Source organism: Neisseria blantyrii, from assembly GCF_962747855.1.
Classification (GTDB): domain Bacteria; phylum Pseudomonadota; class Gammaproteobacteria; order Burkholderiales; family Neisseriaceae; genus Neisseria; species Neisseria viridiae.
In genome coordinates, this window is the sequence record NZ_CAUIZY010000005.1 from 60015 (window position 1) to 78044 (window position 18030).

Annotated in this window: 18 protein-coding genes, 1 tRNA gene and 1 pseudogene; 10 read left to right on the forward strand and 10 right to left on the reverse strand. The window is 52.5% G+C overall.

Going from position 1 to position 18030, the window contains the following annotated elements; genetic code table 11:
• The first annotated feature begins 32 nt into the window (after positions 1-32).
• Positions 33-1226, forward strand: a complete 1194-nt coding sequence (locus Q9J80_RS05760; protein ID WP_304671355.1) for an amino acid aminotransferase — start codon at positions 33-35, stop codon at positions 1224-1226.
• Positions 1227-1838: 612 nt separating this feature from the next.
• On the opposite strand, the gene hemC is transcribed toward Q9J80_RS05760, so the two are convergent.
• Positions 1839-2774: a hydroxymethylbilane synthase gene (hemC, locus tag Q9J80_RS05765; protein WP_301669337.1), complete on the reverse strand. Its 936-nt coding sequence runs from the start codon at positions 2772-2774 to the stop codon at positions 1839-1841.
• A 118-nt stretch (positions 2775-2892) separates the two neighbouring features.
• Here hemC and ybeY point away from each other — a divergent pair, with 118 nt between their 5' ends.
• From ybeY to Q9J80_RS05780, 3 genes are all read left to right on the forward strand, one after another.
• The gene (gene ybeY, locus Q9J80_RS05770; protein WP_304671356.1) at positions 2893-3408 is read left to right on the forward strand and encodes an rRNA maturation RNase YbeY; all 516 of its coding nucleotides are present in this window, start codon (positions 2893-2895) and stop codon (positions 3406-3408) included.
• 1 nt (position 3409) lies between these two features.
• Positions 3410-4234, forward strand: a complete 825-nt coding sequence (locus Q9J80_RS05775; protein ID WP_301673435.1) for a CorC family transporter — start codon at positions 3410-3412, stop codon at positions 4232-4234.
• 126 nt (positions 4235-4360) lie between these two features.
• The gene (locus Q9J80_RS05780) at positions 4361-4957 is read left to right on the forward strand and encodes a hypothetical protein (protein ID WP_301673434.1); all 597 of its coding nucleotides are present in this window, start codon (positions 4361-4363) and stop codon (positions 4955-4957) included.
• A gap of 92 nt (positions 4958-5049) precedes the next feature.
• On the opposite strand, the gene Q9J80_RS05785 is transcribed toward Q9J80_RS05780, so the two are convergent.
• From Q9J80_RS05785 to Q9J80_RS05795, 3 genes are all read right to left on the reverse strand, one after another.
• Entirely contained in the window at positions 5050-5358 is a 309-nt protein-coding gene (locus Q9J80_RS05785) for a hypothetical protein (RefSeq protein ID WP_301673433.1), read from the reverse strand.
• A gap of 195 nt (positions 5359-5553) precedes the next feature.
• Positions 5554-6933, reverse strand: coding sequence for a Na+/H+ antiporter NhaC (gene nhaC / locus Q9J80_RS05790; RefSeq protein WP_301673432.1), 1380 nt, complete (start codon positions 6931-6933; stop codon positions 5554-5556).
• A 290-nt stretch (positions 6934-7223) separates the two neighbouring features.
• Complete coding sequence (locus tag Q9J80_RS05795) at positions 7224-8447, reverse strand: sugar MFS transporter (protein ID WP_301673431.1); 1224 nt, start codon at positions 8445-8447, stop codon at positions 7224-7226.
• Between the two features lie 205 nt (positions 8448-8652).
• Between Q9J80_RS05795 and Q9J80_RS05800 the strand changes: the two genes are divergently transcribed.
• The 6 genes from Q9J80_RS05800 (at position 8653) to Q9J80_RS05825 (ending at position 14398) form a co-directional block, all read left to right on the forward strand.
• The gene (locus Q9J80_RS05800) at positions 8653-9066 is read left to right on the forward strand and encodes a YqaA family protein (protein ID WP_301673430.1); all 414 of its coding nucleotides are present in this window, start codon (positions 8653-8655) and stop codon (positions 9064-9066) included.
• A gap of 45 nt (positions 9067-9111) precedes the next feature.
• Positions 9112-9741: an endonuclease III gene (gene nth / locus Q9J80_RS05805; protein ID WP_002217860.1), complete on the forward strand. Its 630-nt coding sequence runs from the start codon at positions 9112-9114 to the stop codon at positions 9739-9741.
• Positions 9742-9878: 137 nt separating this feature from the next.
• Positions 9879-11378, forward strand: coding sequence for a DegQ family serine endoprotease (locus Q9J80_RS05810; protein WP_118792005.1), 1500 nt, complete (start codon positions 9879-9881; stop codon positions 11376-11378).
• Positions 11379-11578: 200 nt separating this feature from the next.
• Positions 11579-13099: a Na+/H+ antiporter NhaC family protein gene (locus Q9J80_RS05815; protein WP_301673429.1), complete on the forward strand. Its 1521-nt coding sequence runs from the start codon at positions 11579-11581 to the stop codon at positions 13097-13099.
• A gap of 56 nt (positions 13100-13155) precedes the next feature.
• On the forward strand, positions 13156-14241 hold the full coding sequence (gene nagZ / locus Q9J80_RS05820; RefSeq protein WP_301673428.1) for a beta-N-acetylhexosaminidase: 1086 nt from the start codon (positions 13156-13158) through the stop codon (positions 14239-14241).
• Between the two features lie 80 nt (positions 14242-14321).
• Positions 14322-14398, forward strand: a tRNA-Pro gene (locus Q9J80_RS05825).
• A 332-nt stretch (positions 14399-14730) separates the two neighbouring features.
• Here the strand turns inward: Q9J80_RS05825 and Q9J80_RS05830 are convergent.
• The 6 genes and pseudogenes from Q9J80_RS05830 to Q9J80_RS05855 all read right to left on the reverse strand — a co-directional run.
• Positions 14731-15369 (reverse strand): 7-carboxy-7-deazaguanine synthase QueE, encoded by a 639-nt coding sequence (locus tag Q9J80_RS05830; RefSeq protein ID WP_301673427.1) that lies wholly within the window; start codon positions 15367-15369, stop codon positions 14731-14733.
• Positions 15366-15737: a DUF1304 domain-containing protein gene (locus tag Q9J80_RS05835; RefSeq protein ID WP_301673426.1), complete on the reverse strand. Its 372-nt coding sequence runs from the start codon at positions 15735-15737 to the stop codon at positions 15366-15368. The genes Q9J80_RS05830 and Q9J80_RS05835 overlap by 4 nt, the downstream gene beginning before the upstream one ends.
• Positions 15738-16005: 268 nt before the next feature.
• Complete coding sequence (gene queD / locus Q9J80_RS05840) at positions 16006-16428, reverse strand: 6-carboxytetrahydropterin synthase QueD (RefSeq protein ID WP_301673425.1); 423 nt, start codon at positions 16426-16428, stop codon at positions 16006-16008.
• A 6-nt stretch (positions 16429-16434) separates the two neighbouring features.
• Positions 16435-16950: a DUF1543 domain-containing protein gene (locus tag Q9J80_RS05845; protein WP_301673424.1), complete on the reverse strand. Its 516-nt coding sequence runs from the start codon at positions 16948-16950 to the stop codon at positions 16435-16437.
• 27 nt (positions 16951-16977) lie between these two features.
• Positions 16978-17637 (reverse strand): 7-cyano-7-deazaguanine synthase QueC, encoded by a 660-nt coding sequence (gene queC / locus Q9J80_RS05850; RefSeq protein WP_301673423.1) that lies wholly within the window; start codon positions 17635-17637, stop codon positions 16978-16980.
• Between the two features lie 156 nt (positions 17638-17793).
• Positions 17794-18015 (reverse strand): annotated as a pseudogene (locus Q9J80_RS05855) (NAD(P)H:quinone oxidoreductase); the annotation flags it as partial.
• Positions 18016-18030: the final 15 nt, after the last annotated feature.

The window sequence follows — 18030 nt, forward strand, 5'->3', positions numbered from 1 at the left end:
AATTATCTTCCGTCCCCATCAAGGAGCAAGCCATGTTCTTCAAGCACATCGAAGCCGCCCCCGCCGATCCGATTCTCGGTTTGGGCGAAGCGTTCAAAGCCGAAACCCGCCCCGAAAAAGTCAACCTCGGCATCGGCGTTTATAAAGACGCATCCGGCGCGACACCCATTGTCAAAGCCGTCAAAGAAGCCGAAAAACGCCTGTTGGAAAGTGAAACAACCAAAAACTACCTGACCATCGACGGCGTTGCCGACTACAACGCGCAAACCCAAATCCTGCTGTTCGGCAAAGACCACGAAATCATCGCCAGCCGCCGCGCCAAAACAGCGCAAAGCCTTGGCGGTACAGGCGCATTGCGTATTGCGACCGAGTTTGCCAAACGTCAGTTGAACGCGCAAACCATCTGGATTTCCAATCCGACCTGGCCAAACCACAACGCCATCGCCAAAGCGGTCGGTATCCAAGACAAACCTTATCGCTACTATGATGCCGCCAAACACGGTTTGGATTGGGACGGCATGATTGAAGACTTGAGCCAAGCGCAAAAAGGCGACATCGTCCTGCTGCACGGCTGCTGCCACAACCCTACCGGCATCGACCCTACGCCCGAACAATGGGAAACTCTGGCAAAACTTTCTGCCGAAAAAGGCTGGCTGCCGCTGTTTGACTTTGCCTACCAAGGCTTCGGCAACGGTCTGGAAGAAGATGCCTACGGCTTGCGCGTGTTCTTGAAACACAATACAGAATTGCTGATTGCCAGCTCTTATTCCAAAAACTTCGGCATGTACAACGAGCGCGTCGGCGCGTTCACTTTGGTGGCCGAAGACGAAGCAACCGCCGCCCGCGCCCACAGCCAAGTCAAAACCATCATCCGTACCTTGTATTCCAATCCGGCTTCACACGGCGCGAACACCATTGCGCTGGTGTTAAAAAATGATGATTTGAAAGCCCAATGGATTGCCGAACTCGATGAAATGCGCGACCGCATCAAAGCCATGCGCCAAAAATTTGTCGAGTTGCTCAAAGCCAAAGGTGCAACCCAAGACTTTGATTTCATTATTGAACAAAACGGCATGTTCTCTTTCAGCGGCTTGACTCCCGAACAAGTCGACCGCCTGAAAAACGAGTTTGCCATTTATGCCGTCCGTTCCGGCCGTATCAACGTCGCCGGCATTACCGACGACAACATCGATTATCTGTGCGAAAGCATCGTGAAAGTACTGTAAAAGCACAGCCATATGAAAATGCCGTCTGAACCTTAACCAGTTCAGACGGCATCTGTTTTTTGTTAAAAAACAATAAACTATAACAATTTCAAACAAGCTAAAAACATCTACAAAATCAACCCAATATGATGAACTCAAATAAAAAATACGAATATCATCATTCTCAAATTCAAAATTTGAACGCCACAGTATAGTGGATTAACTTTAAACCAGTACGGCGTTGTCTCGCCTTGTCGTACTATCTGTACTGTCTGCGGCTTCGTCGCCTTGTCCTGATTTTTGTTAATCCACTATATTATCCGAAGCCACAAAAACCTTTCCGCCGTCATTCCCGCGCAGGCGGGAATCCAGGAACCCAATGCTGCAAGAATTGATTAGAAACAACTGAAACCGAGCAAACTGGATTCCCGCCTGCGCGGGAATGACGAAATAAGGCGAGTAAAACTGATGAAATAAATTAATTAAAAACAATAACTTATATTATTTTCTTTATAGTGGATTAACAAAAATCAGGACAAGGCGACGAAGCCGCAGACAGTACAGATAATAGTACGACAAGGCGAGGCAACGCCGTACTGATTTTTGTTAATCCACTATAAATTTTCGATAAAATCAATTTTCCGTATTCAATACTGCTCCAATCAATTCCTGCGCACCGTCGTCCGCCAGTTTTTTGGCAACTGCGCGTCCGAGCGCGTCGGCGTATTCGGCAGGTGCTTGCGCGTCCGCCTGCAACACAACCGAACCGTCGGGGTGTCCGACCAGTCCGCGCAAGGTCAGCAAGCCGTTTTCTTCCGTGCAATATGCGGCCAGCGGCACTTGGCAGCTTCCGCCCAAAGCGCGCGCCAACGCGCGTTCGGCCGTCACGCAGGCATGTGTGGTATCGTGATTCAAAGGCTTCAAGACTTCGTACAAATCTTCGCGATGCGCGGCAATTTCAATACCCAATGCGCCTTGTCCGGCTGCAGGCAGGCTGTCGGATTCCGACAAAATCATGCGGATGCGTTCATCCAATTCCAGACGCTGCAAACCGGCGGCAGCCAAGATAATTGCGTCGTATTCGCCATTATCGAGTTTGGACAAACGGGTTTGCACATTGCCGCGCAGAGGTTTGATAAGCAAATGCGGATAGCGCGCGCGCAACTGGGCTTCGCGGCGCAGGCTGGATGTGCCTACGACGGCACCTTTGGGCATTTCTTCCAAACGCGCGTATTGGTTGGACACAAACGCGTCAAACGGATTGGCGCGTTCGCCGATGGCCGCAAGCGCGAAACCTTCAGGCAAATCCATCGGTACGTCTTTAATCGAATGCACGGCCAAATCAGCGCGCCCGTCATATAAAGCCTGTTCCAACTCTTTGACAAACAAGCCTTTACCTCCGACTTTTGACAAAGTTCTGTCCAAAATCTGGTCGCCGCGCGTGGTCATACCCAAAATCTCGACTTCGCAATCGGGATACAGGGCTTTCAGACGGCCTTGGATATGCTTTGCCTGCCACATGGCAAGCAAGCTTTCGCGACTGGCGATAACGAGTTTTTTCGGGTTCATAATGGTTGCCTGAAAGATGGAAAACGGCATGAAGTCTATCATATTTTGGGCGTTTTTTCAGACGGCATGAGGGTGAATATGTTATATTTACGCCTAAAAACCAAATTTTCCGGACAACATGAAACGCGCCAAACAATATCCTTTTTTATCCTTACAGCGGCAACGTTTTCATCTGAACTTTGAAAACGCTTCTTCCGCCGCCAACCTTCCGAGCAAACGCGATTTCTACCGCTGGGCGTGGTCGGCCTTAAAAAACGAATACCGCCGCGCCGACATCAGCCTGATTCTTCTGGACGAAGAAGAAGCCCGCGCCTACAACCGTGACTATCGAGGCAAAGATTACGCCACCAATGTATTGAGTTTCGCGCTCAACGAAGGCGAAATCCTGCCCGACCAGTTTTCAGACGGCCTGTATGGTGATTTGGTGATTTGTCCGCAAGTGGTTTTGAAAGAAGCCGCCGAACAAGGCAAAACACCCGAGCAGCATTTTGCCCACCTGACCATACACGGTACTTTACACCTGATGGGCTACGACCACATCGAAGACGATGAAGCCGAAATAATGGAAGCCGAAGAAATCCGCCTGATGCTGGCGGCGGGCTTCCCCAACCCCTACCAAGAGGACGAATATTAAAATGGACGGTACGCAGTCGAAACCCAAGTTTTTCGAACGCCTAATCTCCCGACTTGCCGGCGAGCCCGACTCCGCCGAAGACGTATTGACCCTGCTGCGCCAAGCACACGAGCAGGAAGTTTTTGATGCCGACACACTGACCCGACTGGAAAAAGTATTGGACTTTGCCGAGCTGGAAGTGCGCGACGCGATGATTACGCGCAGCCGTATGAACGTTTTAAAAGAAAACGACAGCATCGAACGCATCACCGCCTACATCATCGATACCGCCCATTCGCGCTTCCCCGTCATCGGCGAAGACAAAGACGAAGTTTTGGGCATTTTGCACGCCAAAGACCTGCTCAAATATATGTTCAACCCCGAGCAGTTCCACCTCAAATCCGTCTTGCGCCCCGCCGTCTTCGTCCCCGAAGGCAAATCGCTGAACGCACTGCTCAAAGAGTTCCGCGAACAGCGCAACCATATGGCGATTGTCATCGACGAATACGGCGGCACGTCGGGTTTAGTCACTTTTGAAGACATCATCGAGCAAATCGTCGGCGACATCGAAGACGAGTTTGACGAAGACGAAAGCGCCGACAACATCCACGCCGTTTCCGCCGAACGCTGGCGTATCCACGCGGCTACCGAAATCGAAGACATCAACGCCTTTTTCGGCACGGAATACAGCAGCGAAGAAGCCGACACCATCGGCGGTCTGGTCATTCAGGAATTGGGACACCTGCCCGTACGCGGCGAAAAAGTCATCATCGGCAACCTGCAATTTACCGTCGCACGCGCCGACAACCGCCGCCTGCACACGCTGATGGCGACCCGCGTGAAGTAAGCAGAGCCTGCCCGCACCGCCGTTTCTGTACAGTTTAGGATGACTGTACGGGTGTTTTCTGTTTCAATCCGCCCCATCCGACAAACATAGTAGGGATTTTTTGAATTATTTTATTGAAGAAACAAAATGGAACTATGGAAAGCTATTTGGCACACTGTCTTTGATTTTTTTAGTGAACTTTTTGATGAAAAACCGTGGCAAGAGAAAGATACAAAAAGTAAATTAAAAATACTAGGTGCATTATTGCTAGGTGCTATATTAACTTTTGGTGGTGTGGTGAACAGCAAGGGTTACAAAGTTCTGGACAGCCATATTGGTGCGATTTATGGCGACAGCATTACATATCAACGTATGATGGAAATCTTTGAACGTTTGGAACGTAAAAGTTTTGCTTCATCAAACGTGGTGTTTGGTATCGGCAGTTATACTTACCAATATGTTACCCGAGATGTACTTGGCTTTGCTGTGAAATGCACTGCGGTTACGATTGGTGGTGATGAGCACATCGTGTTTAAAGCACCGAAAACCGACAGTAAAAAGAAAAGCCAGCGCGGACGTGTGAAAGTGGTAAACAATGGCGATAGCTATATGGATAACCTGTATTCGGACAGTGATTACTCTGATGACGTGATGCAGACTATCTTTAAGGATGGCAAATTGTTGGTGGAAGACAATTTCCAAACACTGCGTGAACGTGCAGTTGAGGATATTCAAGAACACTAATTGATTTGGTACGGAAAGGAGACCTATGATGGGTCTCCTTTTAAATTGAATTGAAATGAAAGCAAAAACCGCCTTTAATAGGCGGTTTAAAATTAGTGTTTAAAAAATCGGTCAAGTTCTCTGATGCGTTGGCGCATCAGATTGTTTTTAACCGGCGACGCAATGTAAGGCTCACCGTTCGGTTGATAACCACTTGCTACTGTTTGTTCGGACACACAACCAATACCTTTTGTGCAGTAGACCCATTTTCCATCTTGTCGGGTTACATAATTGTTTGCCCTGTCAATCCACAAGTGGAACTCTTTGTATTGTGGTTCTGCTTGTCTTGGATGATTGGATTTGGCAAAGACAGGAGATGCAGCCAACACACAAACAGCAAGAACGAAAACTTTCTTCAACATGATTTTCCCCAAAATTCATTTCCAATGAGATTATTATACCTAGTTTTTCATGTATCTTTTATATTTTATAAAAGCCCCCGCTAACAAGCAGGGGCTTTAAATTTGAGTAAGTGCAACCTTGGGTAAACTTAGTTCCAACGCCAAAATGCCGTCTGAAACCGGAAAACAGGTTCAGACGGCATTTCGCTTATCCGCTTATTTTTTGCTCAAGGTCAGCCCCGTCCAGCCGAACAGAAGCGTCAAAGCCAAACTCAAATAGCAGAAAAAGGCATAAGGCAGATATTCCCAAACGGGTACGCCGAGGGCGTGGCTGATAAATACGCCGCACACGCTCCACGGAACAAGCGGGTTAATCACCGTCCCCGCATCTTCGAGCGTGCGCGACAGGTTGCGCGAATGGAGGCCGAGCTTATCGTAAACAGGTTTGAACGTTTCACCCGACAACAAAATACTCAAATATTGCTCTCCAATCAGGAAATTAACCCCGACCGAAGTCATGGCAACGCTGAACGTCGCGCGTCCGGCATTCGTCAAAAAGCTGCGGACGGCATCCAGCAGGGAAGGAATTACACCGAGCGCAAACAGCAGCCCGCCAAGGCTCATACCGAGAATCACGATGGTCTGCGTGAAAAACATACTTTCCAAACCGCCGCGCGAAATGAGTTTGGCGATGTCTTTAAACGCTTCGCCTTCGAGTTTGTAGCCGCCGTAAAACCACGCGCCGAGCTGACGCAGATCGGGCGTGCTGTGCAGATACGTTACAGCAACGGCAACCATGACGGTAAAGAGCATGGCAACGACGGCGTTGACGCGCATCAGCGCAAGAACGACCAACAGCGCAAACGGAATCAGCGAATAGCCGTGCACCAATCCCGTGGCTTCAAGCTGGCTGCGGAAGGATTCGACGCTGTTCAAATCCTGCGCGGCAACGCTGGGAAGAAGCCAAAGCATCAGTGCCGCGCTGATGAGCCACGCGGGGATGGTGGTGTACATCATGTTTTTGATGTGTTCAAACAGGTCGATACCGACGATAGAGGCGGAAATGCCCGTGGTGTCGGAAAGCGGGGACATTTTATCGCCGAAAAACGCACCGGAAACAATCGCGCCCGCCGTCATCGCCATATCAGCCTGAAACGCCGCCGCCATACCCATAAAGGCAACGCCGACCGTAGCGCAGGTGGTCAGGCTGCTGCCGATGGACACGCCGATGACGGAACACAGCGCGAAGGCGGAAAAGTAGAAATAAGTCGGGGAAATCAGTCCGAAACCGTAATACATCAGCGTCGGAATCGCGCCGCTCATCATCAGCGCGCTGACCATCAGCCCGATGAAGAAAAACAGGTAAATCGCGCCCATACCCTGATTCAACGCGCCAACCATCCCCGCCTGCATATCGTTGTATTTCAAACCGCGCGCCAAGCCGTACAAAATCAGCACGACGATAGCGGCAATAATGGACATATGCGGCAGCCACTCCAATGAAATGATGGTATAGCCCATCGCGGCAATCAGAGCGACGACGACGGCAAGTGCCTCACCGCGCGGCATATCGAGTAAGGATTTGAAAGCAAACATGATTCTTTGCCCGATTTGATATAAAGTTAACGGATTCTAACACACCATACCGAATCCGCCCGACGTCTTCAGACGGCATTTTAGCGTTTTACAAAAGCCGGACAGAAACAAAACGGCAATTTTCTCGATTTAAATTAATTTTTTTGAAATATAATTTTTTATTTTTTTGTTTGTTGGCATATAAGACTTTTATGGATTGAAGTATTAAAACCTCGGCACACACGCCGCAAACACCGGTACGCAAAAATGCCGTCTGAAAGATGTTCAGACGGCATTTCTCAAGAAAAAGATTATTCGTCCGCCCGATACCCGTACACCGCAAAAAACACGATATACAGGTAACAGATTACGGAAACGACAAACGAAGACATCAGGGTATAAGTATCTGCCGCCCAGCCCTGTACGACAGGAACGACCGCACCGCCGACAATCGCGGTACACAGCACACCGGAAGCCGCGTTGGTGAATTTGCCCAACCCTTTGGTTGCCAAAGAGAAAATCGTCGGGAACATAATCGAGTTGAAAAAACCGATGGCAAGCAGCGACCACATCGCCACATCCGCATTGCCGCTGCCCGTCGCCATCGCGACGGCAAGCAGCACGACCGCAGCCGATGCGTTAAACGCCAAATAACGGTTGGGCGCGAATTTCGCCATCACCGCCGAACCGAGGAAACGTCCGACCATCGCGCCGCCCCAATAAAACGACAGGTAATGCGCGGCAGAAGCATGATCCAGCCCTTTCAGATAACCCAACACATTGACCATCAGCGAACCGATGGAGACTTCCGCACCGACGTAGCAGAAAATGCCTGCCGCACCGAACACGAGATGTTTGTACTGCCACACGCCGGTTTTGCCGTCGTGGTTGTGCGCGCTTTCCTCGGCGGCAATTTTTTGCGCGTCGGGCAGACGGATCAGTTTGACAAATACGGCAAGGATAATCAGCAGCCCCGCCAGCCCCAAATAGGGAATCTGTACGGAAGAAATCTGTTCCGCCTTGCTGACGGTTTGGGTTGCGTCCGCCAAAATCAGGAATGCGCCGATTTGCGGCGCAATGGTCGTACCCAAAGAATTGAACGCCTGAACCAGCGTCAGCGTTGCCGATTCCTTGCCGGGTTTCGCCAGCAGGGTTACATAAGGATTACCGGCAACCTGAAGCAGCGTTACGCCGGAAGCCAAAATAAACAACGCGCCCAAAAATACCGCGTAAGAATGGCTGCCCGCAGCAGGATAAAACAGCAGGCATCCGACCGCCGTCAGCAGAAAGCCGCCGATAACGCCGTTTTTGTAGCCGACTTTGCCGACAAAAGCCCCCATCGGGATGGACATCACCGCATAGGCGGTAAAAAAGCAAAATTGAACCAGCATCGCCTGAACATAAGTCAGGTCGAAAATTTCTTTCAAATGAGGGATAAGGATGTCGTTCATGCAGGTAATAAAACCCATCATGAAGAACAGCGTAGTCAAGACGACCAACGGGGATGTATGGTTGTTTTGTGATTGCGCAGACATGATTTGCCTTTCATTTTATTGGAATACATTGCACGGTTCGGACGGCAAAAATTGACATTCTTCAAGGGCGGCGTGAATCATACTGACATTTCACAAATTTGCAAGCCGCCGGCATATCCTCGCCGGACAATATCCGTTATTATCCCGACAAGCACGCCGACGCTGTATTTTTTCAATCCTCATTTTGATTTACCACAAACCGTACATGACCGTCTTTTACGCCTACGCCGCACTCGCCTTTTCCGCCTTCACTTCCGCCACCCTCCTGCCCGGCACATCGGAAGCCGCCTTTGCCCTATTCGTCCACCGCTTTTCCGAACATGCATACGGCGCGTTGCTGTGCGCCGGCCTTGCCAACGGATTGGGCAGTATGGTTTCCTATTGGATGGGGCGTTTGCTGCCTTCCCGAAAAATGCCGTCTGAAAAAACAATCAGGATAATGAAGCGTTACGGCGTATGGCTGCTTGCGTTTGCCTGGCTGCCCGTCATCGGCGACGCACTGCCGCTTGCCGCTGGCTGGCTGCGGTTGAATCCGTGGACAAGCGGGCTGATGCTGGTTATCGGCAAAACGGCGCGTTACGCCTTCATTCTGTGGGGAATGCAATATTACGCCGCCTGAACCATACGTTATAATGCCGAACACACAAACCCACCGTATAAAAAAATGAACAGACACATCCGCCAAGAAATTTTCGAACGCTTCCGCGCCGCCAACCCCCATCCGACCACCGAGCTGAATTTCAACTCCCCTTTCGAGCTTTTAATCGCCGTTCTGCTTTCGGCGCAGGCGACCGACGTCGGCGTGAACAAGGCGACGGCGAAACTGTTTCCGGTTGCCGATACGCCGCAGGCGATGCTGGATTTGGGCTTGGACGGCGTGATGGAATACACGAAAACCATCGGGTTATATAAAACCAAGTCCAAGCACATCATGCAGACCTGCCGCATCCTGCTGGAAAAATACAACGGCGAAGTGCCGGAAGACCGCGAGGCTTTGGAATCGTTGCCGGGCGTGGGGCGCAAAACGGCAAACGTGGTATTGAACACGGCGTTCGGCCATCCCGTTATGGCGGTCGATACGCATATTTTCCGCGTGTCCAACCGAACCAAAATCGCCCCCGGGAAAGATGTGCGCGAAGTCGAAGACAAACTGATGCGCTTCATTCCTAAAGAGTTCCTGATGGACGCGCACCACTGGCTGATTTTGCACGGACGCTACACCTGCAAGGCACTCAAACCGCAATGCCAAACCTGCATCATCAACGACCTGTGCGAATATCCCGCCAAAGCCTGACGGGTCTCCCCTTTAATAATGAAATGCTTGAAAATTCAGACAACCGTTGTAAAATTTCACTCTATGCCGTCTGAAGCCGACAAAATGCGCTTCAGACGGCATTGAAGTCAATATCGGCACAACACAAAGGACGAAACGTGTTCAAAAAATACCAATACCTCGCTTTGGCAGCACTGTGTGCCGCCTCGCTGGCAGGCTGCGACAAGGCAGGCAGCTTTTTCGGTGCGGACAAAAAAGAAGCATCCTTCGTAGAACGCATCGAACACACCAAAGACGACGGCAGCGTCAGTATGCTGCTGCCCGACTTTGCCCAACTGGTGCAAAGCGAAGGTCCGGCAGTCGTCAATATTCAGGCAGCCCCCGCCCCGCGCACCCAAAACGGCAGCGGCAATGCCGAAACCGATTCCGACCCGCTTGCCGACAGCGACCCGTTCTACGAATTTTTCAAACGCCTCGTCCCGAATATGCCCGAAATCCCCCAAGAAGAAGCAGACGACGGCGGATTGAACTTCGGTTCGGGCTTCATCATCAGCAAAGACGGCTACATCCTGACCAATACCCACGTCGTTGCCGGTATGGGCAGCATCAAAGTCCTGCTCAACGACAAGCGCGAATATACCGCCAAACTCGTCGGCTCGGATGTCCAATCCGATGTCGCCCTTCTGAAAATCGACGCAACGGAAGAGCTGCCCGTCGTCAAAATCGGCAATCCCAAAGATTTGAAACCGGGCGAATGGGTCGCCGCCATCGGCGCACCCTTCGGTTTCGACAACAGTGTTACCTCCGGCATCGTCTCCGCCAAAGGCAGAAGCCTGCCCAACGAAAGCTACACACCCTTCATCCAAACCGACGTTGCCATCAATCCGGGCAACTCCGGCGGCCCGCTGTTCAACCTGAAAGGACAGGTCGTCGGCATCAATTCGCAAATATACAGCCGCAGCGGCGGATTTATGGGCATTTCCTTCGCCATCCCGATTGACGTTGCCATGAATGTTGCCGAACAACTGAAAAACACCGGCAAAGTCCAACGCGGGCAACTGGGTGTCATCATTCAGGAAGTATCCTACGGTTTGGCACAGTCGTTCGGTCTGGATAAAGCCAGCGGCGCATTGATTACCAAAGTCCTGCCCGGCAGCCCCGCAGAACGTGCCGGCCTGCAGGCGGGCGACATCGTCCTCAGCCTCGACGGTGGAGAAATACGTTCTTCCGGAGACCTTCCCGTTATGGTCGGTGCCATTACACCGGGAAAAGAAGTCAGCCTCGGCGTATGGCGCAAAGGCGAAGAAATCACAATCAAAATCAAGCTGGGCAACGCCGCCGAGCATACCGGCGCATCATCCAAAACAGATGAAGCCCCCTACACCGAACAGCAATCCGGTACGTTCTCGGTCGAATCCGCAGGCATTACCCTTCAGACACATACCGACAGCAGCGGCGGACACCTCGTCGTCGTACGGGTTTCCGACGCGGCAGAACGCGCAGGCTTGAGGCGCGGCGACGAAATTCTTGCCGTCGGGCAAGTCCCCGTCAATGACGAAGACGGTTTCCGCAAAGCTATGGACAAGGCGGGCAAAAACGTCCCCTTGCTGGTCATGCGCCGTGGCAACACGCTGTTTATCGCATTAAACCTGCAATAACACACATAATTTAACCAAAATATTTTTTAAATGATAAAATGCCCATCAATATCGATTAATGGGCATTTTAAAAAATCGGTTGTTTGATTTTAAACAAATATTTTTTACGACAAAAATATTTCCGCCCATTTTGCCAACAAAACCCAAACCGGAGGCGGACAGATACCCTCCCATCCGGACGCTTAACACCCCCATAAACCATGCAGCTGATCGACTATTCACATTCATTTTTCTCGGTTGTGCCACCCTTTTTGGCACTGGCACTTGCCGTCATTACCCGCCGCGTACTGCTGTCTTTAGGCATCGGTATTTTGGTCGGCGTTGCTTTTTTGGTCGGCGGCAACCCCGTCGACGGTCTGACACACCTGAAAGACATGGTCGTCGGCTTGGCTTGGGCAGACGGCGATTGGTCGCTGGGCAAACCAAAAATCTTGGTTTTCCTGATACTTTTGGGCATTTTCACTTCCCTGCTGACCTACTCCGGCAGCAATCAGGCGTTTGCCGACTGGGCAAAACGGCACATTAAAAACCGGCGCGGCGCGAAAATGCTGACCGCCTGCCTTGTGTTCGTAACCTTTATCGACGACTATTTCCACAGCCTCGCCGTCGGTGCGATTGCCCGTCCCGTTACCGACAAGTTTAAAGTTTCCCGCGCCAAACTCGCCTACATTCTCGACTCCACTGCCGCGCCCATGTGCGTGCTGATGCCCGTTTCAAGCTGGGGCGCGTCGATTATCGCCACGCTTGCCGGATTGCTCGTTACCTACAAAATCACCGAATACACGCCGATGGGGACGTTTGTCGCCATGAGCCTGATGAACTATTACGCGCTGTTTGCCCTGATTATGGTATTCGTCGTCGCATGGTTTTCCTTCGACATCGGCTCGATGGCGCGTTTCGAACAGGCGGCGTTGAACGAAGCCCACGATGAAACTGCCGCTTCAGACGCTACCAAAGGTCGTGTTTACGCACTGATTATTCCCGTTTTGGCCTTAATCGCCTCAACGGTTTCCGCCATGATCTACACCGGCACGCAGGCAAGCGAAACCTTCAGCATTTTGGGGGCATTTGAAAATACCGATGTAAACACTTCGCTGGTATTCGGCGGCACTTGCGGCGTGCTTGCCGTCATCCTCTGCACGCTCGGCACGATTAAAACCGCCGATTATCCCAAAGCCGTTTGGCAGGGTGCGAAATCTATGTTCGGCGCAATCGCCATTTTAATCCTCGCCTGGCTCATCAGTACGGTTGTCGGCGAAATGCACACGGGCGACTACCTCTCCACGCTGGTTGCGGGCAACATCCATCCCGGCTTCCTGCCCGTCATCCTCTTCCTGCTCGCCAGCGTGATGGCGTTTGCCACCGGCACAAGCTGGGGGACGTTCGGCATTATGCTGCCGATTGCCGCCGCCATGGCGGTCAAAGTCGATCCCTCACTGATTATCCCGTGTATGTCCGCCGTGATGGCGGGGGCGGTATGCGGCGACCACTGTTCGCCCATCTCCGATACGACCATCCTGTCTTCCACCGGCGCGCGCTGCAACCATATCGACCACGTTACCTCGCAACTGCCCTATGCCCTGACGGTTGCAGCCGCAGCCGCAGCCGGTTACCTTGCCTTGGGCATGACCAAGTCCGCGCTGCTCGGCTTCGGCACGACCGGCATTGTATTGGCGGTGCTGATTTTTCTGTTGAAAGATAAAAAACGCGCCAACGCCTGACCCCTTTCCCTGTTCAGACGGCATATGCCGTCTGAAGCTTTTTGGAGCAAACCGCAATGACCGTCCCCCATATTCCGCGCGGCCCCGTCATGGCAGACATTGCCGCCTTCCGCCTGACCGAAGAGGAAAAGCAACGCCTTCTCGATCCCGCCGTCGGCGGAGTCATCCTGTTCCGCCGCAACTTCCAAAACATCGAACAGCTCAAAGAACTTACCGCCGAAATCAAAGCCCTGCGCACACCCGAACTCATTATCGCCGTCGATCACGAAGGCGGCAGGGTTCAACGGTTTATCGAAGGATTTACCCGCTTGCCCGCAATGAACGTCTTAGGGCAAATTTGGGACAGTGAAAGCGCGTCCGCCGCCGAAACCGCAGCACTGCAGATAGGCTGGGTTTTGGCAACCGAGCTTTCCGCCTGCGGCATCGACTTGTCCTTCACTCCCGTCTTGGATTTGGACTGGGGAAACTGCCCCGTCATCGGCAACCGCAGTTTCCACCGTAACCCCGAAGCCGTAACCCGCCTTGCCCTCGCCCTTCAAAAAGGTTTGGAAAAAGGCGGCATGAAATCATGCGGCAAACATTTTCCCGGACACGGATTTGTCGAAGGAGACAGCCATCTGGTCTTGCCGGAAGACAGGCGCAGCCTGTCCGAACTCGAAACCGCCGACCTTATCCCCTTCCGCGGCATGAGCCGCGAAGGTATGGCGGCGGTCATGCCCGCCCACGTCGTTTATCCACAAGTGGACACAAAGCCCGCAGGGTTTTCCGAAATCTGGCTCAAACAAATTTTGCGCCGCGATATCGGATTCAAAGGCGTGATTTTCTCGGACGATTTGACCATGGAAGGCGCGTGCGGGGCAGGCGGTATCAAAGAACGCGCCCGACTGTCGTTTGAAGCAGGTTGCGACATCATATTGGTCTGCAACCGTCCCGACTTGGTCGATGAATTGCGCGACGGCTTCACCATTCCCGACAACCCGGATTTGGCCGGACGTTGGCAATACATGGAAAACTCGCTCGGTCATGAGGCAGCACAAGCCGTTATGCAGACAACGGATTTCCAAGCGGCACAAGCCTTGACCTCCCGTTTGACTTCGCCGCAAGACACGGCGGGCGGCGTGAAAGTCGGGGAAGCCTTTTAAATTCGTCCGATACGCGGCAAACAGGCAAAACGGTATAGGCATGCCGCTCTTTTTACGTTATAATCCCGTTCCAGTTAATTCGGAATGTAGCGCAGCCCGGTAGCGCACTTCGTTCGGGACGAAGGGGTCGGAGGTTCGAATCCTCTCATTCCGACCAAATCCAAACCGCCTCAGCATCGATTGCCGGGGCGGTTTTTCCTTTTGGCGGCAACAAAAAAATGCCGTCTGAAACAGAATGCTGTTTCAGACGGCATTTCGTTTTCCCTACCCCTACCATTTGCGCGCACTGGCACAGGGTATCGGCAACGTTCAAAAGACCATCGGAATTTAGGAAGCCGGGCGTGTACCCAACAGCGGCATCTTATTCAGTAAGGCTCCGCCCCAATCAGGCAGCGGAAATGCCGGCAGTTTCACGCGGAAGCGGTACACTTCCCGTATGTCGAACATCGGCAAAACGGTACGCCGACCCTTTGAGTTACACTACTTAAACTACTCTATCCCCGCCCATTTATGCGTCTGCACGCTCAACTGCCAATGGACGGACGCGTCAGGGCGGCTGTTTAAGAGACCGATTTGGCGGATGGTGTCGTAGATGTTCATTGCGCCGTTTTGTTCGCAGGGCGAAAGGTAGTAATGATGCGCGCGGATTTTGCGTTCCATATTTTCGCAGAACCCGACGACATCGCCGTCGGCAACAATCCGCACTTCGTCGGCGGTTTCGATACAGCTTTTTTCGTATTTGGCGGCATAGCAGGCTTTGGGGCTGGTGGCGGTGTAGTCGATTTGCGGCGGCGCGGGCTTGAGGCCGTTGGTTTCGATACAGAGGAAATAACCTTCGGCTTTGAGCGCGTTCAAGAGGGTGTCGAGATGCGGCTGGATGGTCGGTTCGCCGCCGGTGATGATGATGTTGCGCGCGGTGTAGGTTTTCAGACGGCCTAAAATATCAGACAGGCTCATCATACCGAATGTCAAATAATCGGTATCACACCAGCCGCACGCCAGATTGCATTTGCCCAAGCGGACGAAAACGGCAGGCATGCCCGTGTGCCAGCCCTCGCCTTGCAGGCTTTCAAAGATTTCAACGATGCGGTATTGCGGATTTTCGGGGGCGACGCTGATTTTTTTCATACCGCCAATACCGCCGCCGCTGCCAAAAATGCGGGCAACCCCTGTTTGACGAGTATGCCTTTGTTGCCTGTGGTAAACGCGCCCCACGCGGCGGCAATCAGGACGAAGCCGAGAAACAGTATCGTCGCGCCGTAAACGGCATTGTCCGGCACGGCAAACCGCGACCACACCAGCCCGATGCCGAGAAAGCCGTTATACAGCCCTTGATTGCCAAACAGGGTCTGCACGCGCTTTTGTTCCATAAATTCATAAGGCAGCTTGAACGTTTCCGCCGCCTTTTCGCTGGGAATCTGCGTCATTTCAAGCCAGGCGATGTAGAAATGTTCGGCGGCGACGAGGAGAACGAGAATGGTGGAGAGGAGTTTCATGGGTGTTCCTTTTAATGGGTACGTTTGAGATGGAATGCCGTTTGAAAAGACGGGGAATCCGTGCAGGAGAAAAAACCGTTTTACAGCAGATTCAAATAAGGACGCCCCACACTGTCATTCCCGCGCAGGCGGGAATCCAGAGATTTGGAATTGCTGCAATTTTTAAATATTCCTGATAAATCAAGGTCTGGATTCCCGCCTGCGCGGGAATGACGCGGTTGGGCATGTCTTATTTGAATTTACTATATCGATACGTTCAAACTATCCCCTACCCCCCTTCATATTCCGCGCACGATGTCGGCGTTTCCCACAATTTGACGCGGCACACGTTCAGCCCCGCGTTTTTCAGACGGCAGTACATTTCGACCGCCATATTTTCGGCAGTGGTGCGGCAGGGCAGGCGCAGGGTTTTCATATTCCAGCCTTCCAAAAGCGCGGCGATTTGAGATTCGCGCCCGTTGTCGCCGTGGTAGATGAAGGCGTGGTCGAAGGGGTCGGTAATATGTTGTTTCACAATGGCTTTCAAGTCGGTAAAGTCCATTACCATACCGTCTTTCGCGCCGCCTTTGATGATGCCGTCTGAAACGGTGATTTCGAGTTTGTAGGTATGCCCATGCAGGTTTTGGCATTTGCCGTCATGCCCGTCGAGCATATGCGAAGAGTCGAAGGTGAAGATTTTGGTGATTTTCATGGGTTCTCAAATGGGCAAATAGCCTTGAAAGCCGATTTCGGCGGGTTTGCCGTGCGGATTCGGGGTCAGGCGGATATGGAAATTGCCGATGCGGTCGAGCGCAAGCAGGTTGTCCACGTCTTTCAAGTTGTCTTTATGCTGCTGAACATAGTCGGTCAGCAGGGTTCGTAGGGCTTTTTGTTTGGCTTCGGCAGGCGTGGCGGCGGCGAACAGTCCGAAAGCATGCGCTTCTACAAGCTGACCCGCGCGATAACCGCCGACATTGGCGAAATACAGGCGCGGGGCGTGTTCAGACGGCATTTCCGTTTTGGGCGTTTCGGATACGGCGATGTCGTAACCGTCCGCCCATTCGACAACCTGCCAACCGTCGATGTGGATTTTGTCCGCATCGCCGAACCATGCGGCTTTGAGCGCGGGGACGGCTTCGCGGTAATCGTCGCACACGGCAAATTGGATGTCGTGCACTTCGATATTGGAGCGGCCGGCATTGCCGCCGAGGTAAAACATATGAAGCTTGGGCATATCGTATTCCTTATGGTTTGCGCGCGTTCAGACGGCCTTTTTACTTTCCAAATATTCCGCCAATCCGCGCTCGCGCAACACGCAGCTCGGGCATTCGTGGCAGCCGCCGACGATGCCGTTGTAGCAAGTGTGGGTCTGCTCGCGGATGTAGTCCAGCGTGTCCATTTCATCCGCCAACGCCCAAGTTTGCGCCTTGGTCAGGTACATCAGCGGCGTATGGATTTGGAAATCATAGTCCATCGCCAGATTAAGGGTAACGTTCATCGATTTGACAAACACGTCGCGGCAGTCGGGATAGCCGGAAAAATCGGTTTCGCACACGCCTGCGATGATATGCCGTATCCCCTGCCCTTTGGCGTAAATCGCGGCGTAGAGCAGGAAAAGCGCGTTGCGGCCGTCTACAAAGGTATTCGGAACGCCGTTTTCGGCAGTTTCGATGGCGGCGGCTTCGTCCATCAGGGCGTTGTGCGTAATCTGCCGCATCAGGCTCAAATCGAGTACGGTTTGACTGACACACAAATCCTGCGCGATCCACTCTGCGCGTTCCAGCTCGACGGCGTGGCGTTGCCCGTATCGGAAGGTGATGGCTTGGACGTTTTCGCGCCCGTAGGTTTGGATTGCCTGAATCAGGCAGGTGGTCGAATCCTGACCGCCCGAGAAGATGACCAAGGCTTTTTGGTTTGACATATCGAATCCTAGTTTTGGTAACGCGGGAGGTTTGCGAACCGCGAAGTTGGACAGTAAAGACGCGGATTATACAGGCAAACGCGTTCAGACGGCATCTGAGTCCGAACACGCGGCTTATGCCGACTTGACGGCGAGTTCCGCCAAGCGTCTGCCTTGTGCGAAGGCGGTGTCGTTTTCTTCGGCGGTCGGGACGGAGCCGCTGTCGGGAATATCTTTTTCGACGGCTTCGCAGACGGAGGACACTTGGGAACAGTAAGCAATACGGCTTCGCAACCTTCAACGCTGTCGATGCCGCGAGCGATTCGGCGGGCGGGATTGCGGGTGCTGCTGTTTTGGGAACAGTAGAGGACGAGGATTTTGAGGGGGATTTGGGTTCATAGGCGGATTCCGTTA